Consider the following 11,859-nt stretch of genomic DNA (forward strand, 5'->3'; position numbering starts at 1 on the left):
AAGTTGCGCGTAACAAAAATTTACTTCTATGTGCAGCTATCGGTACGTTCCTGCAAAACTTGATAGCGAGTGCCTGAGAGAGTCTTTTCCGGTAGCATTCCCAGCCAGTTTGACCCGCCTGGAATCCCCAATGTCCGACCTCCTGACTCTTTTGCGTCCCGACGACTGGCATATTCACCTCCGTGATGGAGCTGTCTTGCCGCACACCGTTGCTGACGTTGCGCGCACATTTGGCCGCGCAATCATCATGCCGAACCTGGTGCCCCCCGTACGTAACGCCCAGGAAGCCGACGCCTATCGCCAGCGTATCCTGGCTGCACGCCCGGCTGGCAGCCGCTTCGAGCCGCTGATGGTGCTTTACCTGACTGACCTGACCCAGCCCGAGGACATCCGCGCGGCCAAGGCCACCGGCTTCGTCCATGCCGCCAAGCTGTACCCGGCGGGCGCCACCACCAACTCCGATTCGGGCGTCACCAGCATCGACAAGATCTTTGCCGTGCTCGAGACCATGGCCGAAGTCGGCATGCCCCTGCTGGTACATGGTGAGGTGACGCGCAGCGAGATTGACGTCTTCGACCGGGAAAAAATGTTCATCGACGAGCACATGCGCCGCGTCGTCGAACGCTTCCCGACGCTCAAAGTCGTGTTCGAACACATCACCACCGGCGATGCCGTGCAGTTCGTCAACGAGGCTTCGGCCAACGTCGGCGCGACCATCACCGCGCATCACCTGTTGTATAACCGCAACCACATGTTGGTGGGCGGAATTCGGCCACATTTCTATTGCCTGCCGATCCTGAAACGCAACACGCATCAAAGCGCGCTGCTCGACGCCGCAACCAGCGGCAGCAGCAAGTTCTTCCTCGGCACTGACTCGGCCCCCCACGCCCAGCACGCCAAGGAAGCCGCCTGTGGTTGCGCCGGCTGCTACACCGCCTATGCCGCCATCGAGATGTATGCCGAAGCGTTCGAACAGCGCAATGCGCTGGACAAGCTGGAAGGTTTTGCCAGCCTCAACGGCCCCGCCTTCTATGGTGTAGCACCGAACACGGACAGCATCACGCTGATCCGCGAAGAATGGACAGCCCCTGCCAGCCTGCCGTTTGGCGAGCTGTCCGTCATCCCGCTGCGCGCCGGTGAAAAACTGCGCTGGCGCCTGCTGGAGAAACAACAGTGAGTGAAGACCATTACGACGATGAGCAAGAAGGCCATGGTGGTGGCGTCGGTTCGCGCCATCCGATGGCTGCGCGCTTTCGCGGCTACCTGCCGGTCGTCATCGACGTAGAAACCGGTGGTTTCAATTCGGCCACCGATGCCCTGCTGGAAATCGCCGCCGTCACCATCGGCATGGACGAGAAAGGCTTCGTGTTCCCTGAACATACCTATTTCTTCCGCGTCGAGCCTTTCGAAGGCGCCAATATCGAAGCAGCGGCCCTTGAGTTCACCGGGATCAAGCTCGACCATCCACTGCGCATGGCCGTCAGCGAAGAAACCGCGCTGAACGACATCTTCCGTGGCGTACGCAAGGCACTGAAAGCCAATGGCTGCAAACGCGCCGTGCTGGTCGGCCACAACGCCAGCTTCGACCTGGGCTTCCTCAACGCCGCCGTCGCTCGCCTGGACATGAAGCGCAACCCGTTTCACCCCTTCTCCAGTTTCGACACCGCCACCCTGGCCGGGCTTGCCTACGGCCAGACCGTTCTGGCCAAGGCCTGCCAGGCCGCCGGCATCGACTTCGACGGACGCGAGGCCCACTCGGCCCGCTATGACACCGAGAAGACCGCCGAGCTGTTCTGCGGCATCGTCAATCGCTGGAAGGAAATGGGCGGCTGGGAAGACTTCGACGACTGAAGCCTTCCCGATGCACCGAGAACCGGCCCTTATCAGGCCGGTTTTTTTGTGCCTGCCAGTCCAACCCCATGATCTGAAATGCGTCCCTGCAGGAGCTGCTGAAGGCTGCCAATGGATTTCTCTGCGCACCGCGTTCGCAGCCTTCGGCAGCTCCTGCGAGCCCGCGCCCGCACTCTATAACCCCATATAAATAAGGGTTTACCGCTCATCGACGACGCCAGACTGACTCCAAAGTAACTTTGACAAGCATTCTCATTAACATTAAGATCCAGACCATATCGAGTCATCACCAACCACGGTTTCCTTATATGTACGTTTGCCTCTGCCAAGGTGTTACTGACGGACAAATCCGCGATGCAATCCTCGAAGGTTGCTGCAGCTACAAGGAAGTGCGCCAAACGCTGGGAGTCGCCAGCAAATGTGGGAAATGTGCCTGCCTTGCGAAGGAAGTGGTACGTGAAACCCTGACCGAATTGCAAAGCGCTCAGGCTTCACTGGCTTATCCGGCAGAATTTTCAGCTGCCTGAAACACGCATATGTAAAGAACCGGACCTGGCGTCCGGTTTTTTTATGCCTGTAATTCAACCGCTTAGGGACAAGATGCGGAACTCAAACATTCTTATTCCTATTTATTTTCACTTATTATTCAAATACTTAGGTTTGACAGACGTATACGTGCGGCTCAAACTTGCACTCTATATACCTCTCCACGGCAGGACCTCGAACATGAAAGGCGACATTACAGTCATCCAGCATCTCAACAAGATCCTCGGAAACGAGCTGGTCGCGATCAACCAATACTTCCTGCATGCACGCATGTATGAAGACTGGGGTCTGAAAAAGCTGGGTGCCCACGAGTACCACGAATCCATCGACGAGATGAAACACGCTGACAAGCTGATCAAGCGCATCCTGTTCCTGGAAGGCCTGCCTAACCTGCAGGACCTGGGCAAGATTCTGATCGGCGAGCACACCAAGGAAATGCTGGAGTGCGACCTGAAGATCGAGCAGAAAGGCCTGGCTGACCTCAAGGCCGCCATCGCTCACTTCGAAGTGGTTGGCGACTTCGGCAGCCGCGAATTGCTGGAAGACATTCTCGAATCCGAAGAAGAGCACATTGACTGGCTGGAAACCCAGCTGGGCCTGATCGACAAGGTCGGCATCGAGAACTATCTGCAATCGCAGATGGGTGATGACTAAGCACTTTGCTTAATCTGCGTACGGCCACTTGGATCGCGCGCGGGTTGTGGGCGAATTGATTCGCGAATGAATTCGCTCCCACAGTAGCTGCTTCAAGCCAGTCACAGCGAACACAAAAAAGCCCTGCACATGCAGGGCTTTTCTGTGGCTGGCAACTCGCAGCGAATGCCCGTCGGGACGGGCATCTGCCAGAGCATCACGCCTCGGACTTGTTCTCGGCCGAAGCAGCAGCGGCGTTCTTGATCAGCGTCTGCAGCTCACCGTTGGCTTGCATCTCGGTGATGATATCGCTACCGCCGACCAGCTCGCCTGCTACCCACAGTTGCGGGAAGGTTGGCCAGTTGGCGTACTTGGGCAGGTTGGCGCGAATTTCAGGGTTTTGCAGGATGTCGACATAAGCGAATTTCTCGCCGCATGCCATTACAGCCTGGGAAGCCTTGGCCGAAAAGCCGCATTGCGGGGCATTCGGCGCGCCTTTCATGTAAAGCAGAATGGTGTTGTTAGCAATCTGCTCTTTGATTGTTTCGATGATATCCATGGAGCACCTCGGCTTAACTGTCCGACTCAGTTGTCGACACGGTGACGCATTGTAACGGATTGCCTACGCTAACGCTCGGTCTTGGCGTTAGAGAATGACGGTCATCATGCCGCAGCCACCTGCACAGGCACGCCGTTGAGCACGGCATTGCCGGACAAGACGTCCAGAGACCGCTCGTCGGTCAGGTCATTGGCGCTGGCCCCAGGCTGGCTTTGAGCGATCTCCATGCGCACGCCCGCGCGCCCATGGCCCCAGCCGTGAGGCAGGCTGACCACACCGGGCATCATGTCCAGGCTCTCCACCACTTCAACTTCGATCGCCCCGACCCGTGAGGTCACGCTGACTTGCTGCCCATTGACCAGGCCACGCCGGGCCAGGTCAGCCGGATGCATCAGCAACTGGTGCCGCGGCTTGCCTTTGACCAGTCGATGATAGTTATGCATCCACGAGTTATTGCTGCGCACATGGCGACGACCAATCAGCAGCAACTCATCGGCATCCGGCAGCGCCACAGCAGCGAAACGCGTCAGATCTGCAAGGATCACCTCAGGCGCCGCCTGAATGCGTTGGTTGACGGTCTTGAGGCGTGGCGCCAGATTCGGCTGCAGCGGCCCCAGATCCAGGCCATGGGGGTGATCTGCCAGTGTTTTCAACGACAACTTCCAGTCCGAGGCGTCGCCGTAGAGGCCGCTGCGCAGACCGTAGTCGATCATCTGCGCGGGCGGCAGGGTCGCTTTCAGTTCACGTCCGGTCCTGGCGGCGAACGCCTTGGCCAGACCGACAAAGATTTCCCAATCATGCAGCGCACCTTCGGGCTTTTCCAGGATCGCCCGGTTGAAACGGGTGACATTGCGCACGGCAAAGGTATTGAACGTGGTGTCGTAGTGATCGTTTTCCAGAGCCGAAGTGGAAGGCAGGATCAAGTCCGCGTGCCGGGTAGTCTCGTTGATGTACAGATCGATGCTGAGCATGAACTCAAGGCCATCCAGGGCCTGGTCCAGACGTCGGCCGTTGGGTGTGGACAGCACCGGGTTGCCAGCCACTGTGATCAGCGCCCGAACTTGCCCTTCGCCTTCGACGAGCATTTCCTCGGCCAGGGCCGAAACAGGCAACTCGCCGGCATATTCAGGCAGGCCGGAAACCCGGCTCTGCCAGCGGTTGAAATGTCCGCCGGAAGTTGACGCCACCAAATCCACCGCCGGTTGCGTACACAGAGCGCCACCGACCCGATCCAGGTTGCCGGTTACCAGGTTGATCAACTGCACCAGCCAATGACAGAGCGTGCCGAAAGCCTGGGTGGAAATGCCCATACGGCCATAGCACACCGCCTTGTCGGCGGCAGCGAAGTCTCTGGCCAATTGACGAATCTGTTCAGCAGGCACACCGCAACGCGGGCTCATCGCCTCCGCATGCAAGCCGACGACGGCCTGACGCACCTCGTCCAGCCCATCCACCGGCAAATGGGTGGCGCGGGTCAGGCCTTCTTCGAACAAGGTATTGAGCAGGCCCAGTAGCAGCGCAGCATCACCACCAGGGCGGACGAACACATGCTGGTCGGCGATGGCTGCGGTCTCGCTACGTCGAGGATCGACCACTACCACTTTGCCACCGCGCCCCTGAATCGCCTTGAGTCGCTTCTCGACGTCAGGCACGGTCATGATGCTGCCGTTGGATGCCAAGGGATTACCGCCGAGGATCAGCATGAAATCGGTGTGATCGATGTCGGCGATCGGCAGCAGCAGGCCGTGGCCGTACATCAGAAAGCTGCTCAGGTGATGTGGGAGTTGGTCTACCGACGTCGCGGAAAAGCGGTTGCGGGTTTTGAGCTGCCCCAGGAAATAGTTGCTGTGGGTCATCAGCCCGTAGTTATGCACACTGGGATTACCCTGATACACCGCCACGGCGTTCTGCCCATGGCGCTGCTGGATATCGGCCAGGCGCTCGGCCACCAGGTCAAAGGCTTCCTGCCAGCCTATCGCCTGCCATTGCTCACCCGCGCGGCGCATGGGCTGGCGCAGGCGGTCAGGATCGTTCTGGATATCTTGCAGGGCCACGGCCTTGGGGCAGATGTGCCCGCGGCTGAAGCTGTCCAGCGAGTCGCCCTTGATCGAGGTGATCCGGGTGCCTTCATCCGGCAGCACAGTGGTTTCGATGTTGAGGCCGCAGATGGCTTCGCACAGGTGGCACGCACGGTGGTGCAGAGTCTTGGTCATCGCCAGCCTCATATTCTTGTCGGTGCGTTCGGAGTGAGCGCGTGCAAAAACTATGAAGTCTGGGATGCGACTGCGCCAGAGACGTTCGTCTTGTGAATCGACAAGCATCAGGCGGGCATATGAAGCCCGCCGATCAACCGCCGATAGGAGTGATGGTTTTGCGTTGCAGCTGGATTTCGTGAACGGTTTCGATCTGCTCCTGGGCCACGTGCACACCCGTCAGCTCGCCGATCAGCCGCCAGTGCTCGTCCAGACCGGAGCTAATGGTTGCCATCCGATCAATCATCCGGCGACCAGCCGCACGGGTGACCTCATCTTCACTGCGCAGCAGCTCAAAGGACATGGAAGTCATGGACGCCGTTAAGTGTGTCAGCGTTCGAGCCGTGAGCCCGAGCAGCTCTGTAAGTTGACGTTCTTTTGAATCCATTCCTCAATCCCCCGAGGTTAGTCTTGTCTAGTTATAACCCAGCCTCGTTGCTAATGAAACGGGCGACTTGCAAGGCGCGTGAAGCACGTCGCATCTGAACTGCTGCAAAGCGGGTGAACTGTTACAGGATCGGCATCAATTGCCAAGCGACCAAGGGGCAGTGTACAAATGCTGCCTGCTGGCAGGGCAATGATATCAATTTGCCTTTAACGTAATAGCTCCCTTCGAGCCACTTTTGCGAAATCGCTTAGGTGCCGTTCAGGATAGGCAAAAAACCCTGAAGTAAGCAGGCTATTGGTAAGAGGCGACATTTTTTTATACCATCGCGCCTTCCCTATTTCGTCGCCACGTGCGGCTTTCGCCGCAGGTCCCGCCCGTTTTCCCGATAAAAAACCGGCTTTTTGGATCTGCGCTCTGTTGCAAAAAGGTAGTTAATGATGAACGCAAGGCACTTTCTCTCGATGATGGATTACACGCAGGAAGAGCTTGTGCGCGTGATTCGTCGAGGCATGGAGCTGAAGGACCTGCGCAATCGCAGCGTGCTTTTTGAGCCGCTGAAAAATCGGGTGCTGGGCATGATCTTCGAGAAATCTTCGACTCGTACCCGTGTTTCCTTCGAAGCCGGCATGATCCAGCTGGGTGGCCAGGCCATCTTTTTGTCCCCTCGCGATACCCAATTGGGCCGTGGCGAGCCGATTGCCGACGCTGCCAAGGTCATGTCGCGCATGGTCGATGCGGTGATGATCCGTACCTTCGAACACAGCACTCTGATCGAATTCGCAGCCAATTCCCGCGTGCCGGTGATCAACGGTCTGTCCAACGACCTGCACCCCTGCCAGTTGCTGGCCGACATGCAAACCTTCTTCGAACATCGCGGCTCGATTCAGGGCAAGACCGTGGCCTGGATCGGCGACGGCTACAACATGTGCAACAGCTATATAGAGGCGGCCATCCAGTTTGACTTCCAGCTGCGCATCGCCTGCCCTGAAGGCTACGAGCCGAGCGCGCAATTCCTCGCGCTGGGCGGTGACCGCGTCACTGTCGTGCGCGATCCGCGTGAAGCCGTGGCCGGCGCACATCTGGTGACCACTGACGTCTGGACCTCAATGGGTCAGGAACAAGAGTCGGCCAAGCGTATCGCCCTGTTCAAGCCCTTCCAGGTCACCCGCGAACTGCTCGACCTGGCCGCCGACGACGTGCTGTTCATGCACTGCCTGCCGGCTCATCGCGGCGAAGAAATCAGCGAGGATCTGCTCGACGACCCGCGTTCGGTAGCTTGGGATCAGGCGGAAAATCGCTTGCACGCGCAAAAGGCCCTGCTGGAAATGCTCGTCGCGCCATCCTATCAGCCAGCATGAACGGGCCGCATCTGCTCGAGCTGAGTGATCTGGCCTGCGGCTATGAAGGGCAGGCCGTGGTGCAGGACCTCAACCTGCACCTGCAGGCTGGCGACATCGGCTGCCTGTTGGGTTCTTCCGGTTGCGGCAAGACCACCACGCTGCGCGCTATCGCCGGTTTCGAGCCGGTGCATCGCGGGCAGATCACCCTGGCGGGGGAAGTCATCTCCCGACCTGGTTTCACCCTGGCCCCGGAAAAACGCCGGATCGGTATGGTGTTTCAGGACTATGCGCTGTTCCCCCACCTGAGCGTGGCCGAGAACGTCGCCTTCGGCATTCGCAAGCACCCGCAGCAGGCGCGCATCACCGAAGAAATGCTTGAACTGGTCAACCTCGGTGCTCTCGGGCAACGCATGCCCCATGAACTGTCCGGCGGCCAGCAACAGCGCGTGGCCCTGGCCCGGGCCCTGGCACCGCAACCGAAATTGCTATTGCTCGATGAGCCCTTCTCCAATCTCGACGGCGAGCTGCGTCGGCGCCTGAGCCAGGAGGTGCGGGAGATTCTCAAGTCCCGGGGCACCAGCGCCATCCTGGTCACCCATGATCAGGACGAAGCCTTTGCCGTCAGCGATCAGGTCGGTGTATTCAGGCAGGGACGACTCGAGCAGTGGGATACGCCCCACGACCTCTACCACTACCCATTGACGCCTTTTGTCGCCAGCTTTGTCGGACAGGGCTATTTCATTCGTGGTCGACAGATCGATCCAGCCTCGGTGCAGACCGGGCTGGGCGTTCTCGGCAGCCATAGCCCCCGCGCTGCCGCCCCCGGTTCAGCGGTGGACGTATTGTTGCGTCCGGATGATATCGCCTACGCGCCGGACAGCCCGCTCAAGGCCAGAGTCACACGTCGTACCTTTCAGGGCGCCACGACCCTCTATCGCCTGCAACTGTCCGACGGCGGGCAGCTTGAAGCGCTGTTTCCCAGCTATGCCGATCATCGTGAAGGCGAAGAAGTCGGCATCAGCGTCGCCAACCGGCACTTGCTGACATTCGCTGCCGCCTGATCCTCAAGGCCGCCCGACTGGCGCGAACACCCCTTGGGTATGTTCCGCCAGCACCGCAGCGGCCAACTCCACCTCCAGCCCACGCCGCCCGGCACTGACATGAATGGTTGCGAACGACTGCGCGCTTTCGTCGATAAAAGTGCGCAGACGCTTCTTCTGCCCCAGCGGGCTGATACCGCCCAATAAATAACCGGTGGAACGCTGCGCGGCGACAGGGTCGGCCATTTCGACTTTCTTGGCCTTGGCCGCCTGAGCCAGAGCTTTCAAATCAAGGCTGCCAGCCACCGGTACCACAGCCACCAGCAACTCACCCTTCTCGGTGCAGGCCAGCAGCGTCTTGAATACCCGGGCCGGTTCCAGCCCGAGTTTCTCCGCCGCTTCCAGGCCGTAGGAGGCGGCCTTCGGGTCGTGTTCATAACTGTGAATGCGGTGCTCGGCACGCACTTTTTTCAGCAAATCCAGGGCGGGGGTCATGCAACACTCCAAGACGGGACACTAACCCATCAGTTTACCTGTCGGCCTGTTGCGTCGGAAACGGCGTTTCCTATATTAAGAAGCGTCCAAAGCAGCAAAGAACCGATGAACTGTTCACTTTCGACCTTTGACAGGGTTCTTTCTTGTCTATATTTTTTCGTTTACGAATATAGTGCTCATTGCACAATGCCAAATGCCTCACCTCATTTCCCAAGGCAATCGACATGAACGATAACCAGAACAAAAACTACATCATTGCCCTCGATCAAGGGACTACCAGCTCTCGCGCCATTATTTTCGACCGCGACGCCAATGTGGTGAGTACGGCCCAGAGCGAGTTCGTCCAGCATTATCCGCAGCCGGGCTGGGTCGAGCATGACCCGATGGAGATCTTCGCCACCCAGACCGCCTGCATGACCAAAGCCCTGGCCCAGGCCGACCTGCATCACAATCAGATTGCCGCCATCGGTATCACCAACCAGCGCGAAACCACCGTGGTCTGGGAGAAGGACACCGGGCGCCCGCTATACAACGCCATCGTCTGGCAATGCCGGCGCAGCACGGAAATCTGCGAGCAGCTCAAGCGCGATGGCATGGAGCCGTATATTCAGGAAACCACCGGGCTGGTCACCGACCCCTATTTCTCCGGCACCAAACTCAAGTGGATTCTCGACCACGTCGAAGGCAGCCGCGAGCGCGCACGCAACGGCGAGTTGCTGTTCGGCACCGTGGATAGCTGGCTGATCTGGAAATTCACCGGCGGCAAGGTGCACGTCACCGACTACACCAACGCCTCGCGGACCATGCTGTTCAATATTCACACTCTGGAGTGGGACCAGCGCATGCTCGATGCCCTGGATATCCCCCGGGAAATGCTGCCCGAAGTGAAGTCCTCCTCCGAGGTCTACGGCCACAGCAAGAGCGGCATCGCCATCGCTGGTATTGCCGGGGACCAACAGGCCGCGCTGTTCGGCCAGATGTGCGTCGAACCGGGCCAGGCGAAGAATACCTACGGCACCGGCTGCTTCCTGCTGATGAATACCGGCAAGAAGGCGGTCAAGTCCAACCACGGCATGCTCACCACCATCGGCTGCGGTCCCCGTGGCGAGGTGGCCTACGCACTCGAAGGTGCGGTGTTCAATGGTGGCTCCACCGTACAGTGGCTGCGTGACGAGCTGAAAATCATCAATGACGCCCTGGACACCGAGTATTTCGCCAGCAAGGTCAAGAGCAGCAACGGCGTCTATCTGGTGCCTGCCTTTACCGGCCTCGGCGCGCCCTACTGGGACCCGTACGCCCGTGGCGCGCTGTTCGGTCTGACCCGCGGGGTCAAAGTCGACCACATCATCCGCGCCGCCCTGGAATCCATTGCCTACCAGACCCGCGATGTCCTCGACGCCATGCAGCAGGACTCCGGCGAACGCCTCAAGTCCCTGCGCGTGGATGGCGGTGCAGTGGCCAACAACTTCCTCATGCAATTCCAGGCCGACATCCTCGGTACCCGTGTCGAACGTCCACAGATGCGCGAAACCACGGCGCTGGGCGCCGCCTTCCTGGCAGGCCTGGCCATTGGCTTCTGGAGCAGCCTGGACGAACTGCGCGATAAAGCGATTATCGAGCGTGAATTCACTCCGCAGTGCGCCGATGAAGAAAAGGAAAAGCTCTACGCCGGCTGGAAAAAAGCCGTCGAGCGTACCCGCGACTGGGCGCCCCACGAAAACGAAGAGTGATTGGCAAATGACAGGCGGCCCGTCACTGCGGCATCATGAGCCGCATACGGCCGCCTGTTAAGGAACTCCCAAAACAATGAATCTGCCTCCCCGCCAACAGCAGATCCTCGAACTGGTACGTGAACGCGGCTACGTGAGCATCGAAGAGATGGCCACGTTGTTCGTCGTGACTCCGCAAACCATTCGCCGCGATATCAACCAACTGGCGGAAATGAACCTGCTGCGGCGCTACCACGGTGGCGCTGCCTATGACTCGAGCATCGAAAACACTGCCTACGCCATGCGTGCGGATCAGATGCGTGACGAGAAGCAGCGAATCGCCGAAGCCATCGCCGCACAGATTCCGGATCATGCCTCCCTGTTCATCAATATCGGCACCACCACCGAATCCATCGCCCGCGCCCTGCTCAATCACAACAATCTGAAAATCATCACCAATAACCTGCACGTGGCCTCGATCCTCAGTGCCAAGGACGACTTCGAAGTCCTGCTCGCCGGTGGCAATGTCCGCCGTGATGGCGGTGTGGTGGGCCAGGCCAGCGTCGATTTCATCAACCAGTTCAAGGTTGACTTCGCGCTGGTCGGTATCAGCGGCATCGACGAAGACGGCAGCCTGCTGGACTTCGACTATCAGGAAGTACGTGTGTCCCAGGCGATCATTGCCAATGCCCGTCAGGTCATTCTTGCTGCTGACTCCAGCAAATTCGGCCGTAATGCCATGGTCCGCCTGGGCTCGATCAGCCTGATCGACTGCCTGGTGACCGACCAGGCACCGGTACCTGCACTGGTCCAGTTGCTGACGCAGAACAAGATTCGCCTGGAAGTCGTTTAAGCCCAGGATCGCTGGTGAACCTTGTGGGAGCGGATTCGTCGCGAAGAGGCCGGTACGTTCGATGAATCTCTATCGACGGACGAGCAGCTTTCGCGAATGAATTCGCTCCCACAAAAGCATCCTCCCAGCCACCTGGCCAAATCCCGTCCTACAATGTTCGGAATTGTTCCTTTCCCATCTTTATGATCAGTAT

Annotated in this window: 12 protein-coding genes; 8 read left to right on the plus strand and 4 right to left on the minus strand. The window is 59.0% G+C overall.

Translation table 11 applies throughout. The features are described 5' to 3' along the window. Window positions 1-130 precede the first annotated feature (130 nt). From pyrC to bfr, 4 genes are all read left to right on the plus strand, one after another. On the plus strand, window positions 131-1,177 hold the full coding sequence (gene pyrC, locus ACCD02_RS13075) for a dihydroorotase (protein WP_413302109.1): 1,047 nt from the start codon (window positions 131-133) through the stop codon (window positions 1,175-1,177). Then, on the plus strand, window positions 1,174-1,851 hold the full coding sequence (gene rnt, locus ACCD02_RS13080; RefSeq protein WP_413302111.1) for a ribonuclease T: 678 nt from the start codon (window positions 1,174-1,176) through the stop codon (window positions 1,849-1,851). The genes pyrC and rnt overlap by 4 nt, the downstream gene beginning before the upstream one ends. Before the next feature lie 308 nt (window positions 1,852-2,159). Beyond that, entirely contained in the window at window positions 2,160-2,378 is a 219-nt protein-coding gene (locus ACCD02_RS13085) for a bacterioferritin-associated ferredoxin (RefSeq protein ID WP_413302114.1), read from the plus strand. 199 nt (window positions 2,379-2,577) lie between these two features. Further along, window positions 2,578-3,051: a bacterioferritin gene (gene bfr / locus ACCD02_RS13090; RefSeq protein WP_259098712.1), complete on the plus strand. Its 474-nt coding sequence runs from the start codon at window positions 2,578-2,580 to the stop codon at window positions 3,049-3,051. 196 nt (window positions 3,052-3,247) lie between these two features. Here the strand turns inward: bfr and grxD are convergent, their stop codons facing one another. The 3 genes from grxD to ACCD02_RS13105 form a co-directional block, all read right to left on the minus strand. Beyond that, window positions 3,248-3,589 (minus strand): Grx4 family monothiol glutaredoxin, encoded by a 342-nt coding sequence (grxD, locus tag ACCD02_RS13095; protein ID WP_413302117.1) that lies wholly within the window; start codon window positions 3,587-3,589, stop codon window positions 3,248-3,250. Between the two features lie 104 nt (window positions 3,590-3,693). Beyond that, window positions 3,694-5,802 (minus strand): molybdopterin oxidoreductase family protein, encoded by a 2,109-nt coding sequence (locus ACCD02_RS13100; RefSeq protein ID WP_413302120.1) that lies wholly within the window; start codon window positions 5,800-5,802, stop codon window positions 3,694-3,696. Between the two features lie 133 nt (window positions 5,803-5,935). Continuing rightward, entirely contained in the window at window positions 5,936-6,229 is a 294-nt protein-coding gene (locus tag ACCD02_RS13105; RefSeq protein ID WP_259098708.1) for a hypothetical protein, read from the minus strand. Window positions 6,230-6,666: 437 nt separating this feature from the next. On the opposite strand from ACCD02_RS13105, the gene argF reads away from it, so the two are divergent. Both argF and ACCD02_RS13115 read left to right on the plus strand, forming a co-directional pair. Beyond that, a complete protein-coding gene (gene argF / locus ACCD02_RS13110) occupies window positions 6,667-7,587 on the plus strand; it encodes an ornithine carbamoyltransferase (RefSeq protein ID WP_413302123.1) in 921 nt (306 codons plus the stop codon). Next, entirely contained in the window at window positions 7,584-8,630 is a 1,047-nt protein-coding gene (locus ACCD02_RS13115; protein WP_413302125.1) for an ABC transporter ATP-binding protein, read from the plus strand. Before argF ends, ACCD02_RS13115 begins: the two co-directional genes overlap by 4 nt. A gap of 3 nt (window positions 8,631-8,633) precedes the next feature. Here ACCD02_RS13115 and ybaK read toward each other — a convergent pair whose 3' ends face one another. Beyond that, on the minus strand, window positions 8,634-9,104 hold the full coding sequence (gene ybaK / locus ACCD02_RS13120; protein WP_413302128.1) for a Cys-tRNA(Pro) deacylase: 471 nt from the start codon (window positions 9,102-9,104) through the stop codon (window positions 8,634-8,636). A gap of 224 nt (window positions 9,105-9,328) precedes the next feature. Here ybaK and glpK point away from each other — a divergent pair, with 224 nt between their 5' ends. Next, window positions 9,329-10,834: a glycerol kinase GlpK gene (gene glpK, locus ACCD02_RS13125; RefSeq protein ID WP_413302131.1), complete on the plus strand. Its 1,506-nt coding sequence runs from the start codon at window positions 9,329-9,331 to the stop codon at window positions 10,832-10,834. A gap of 76 nt (window positions 10,835-10,910) precedes the next feature. Beyond that, window positions 10,911-11,666, plus strand: coding sequence for a DeoR/GlpR family transcriptional regulator (locus ACCD02_RS13130; RefSeq protein WP_259098699.1), 756 nt, complete (start codon window positions 10,911-10,913; stop codon window positions 11,664-11,666). Window positions 11,667-11,859 lie beyond the last annotated feature (193 nt).

This window comes from Pseudomonas sp. Pseusp88 (assembly GCF_047303955.1).
Taxonomy (GTDB): Bacteria; Pseudomonadota; Gammaproteobacteria; order Pseudomonadales; family Pseudomonadaceae; genus Aquipseudomonas.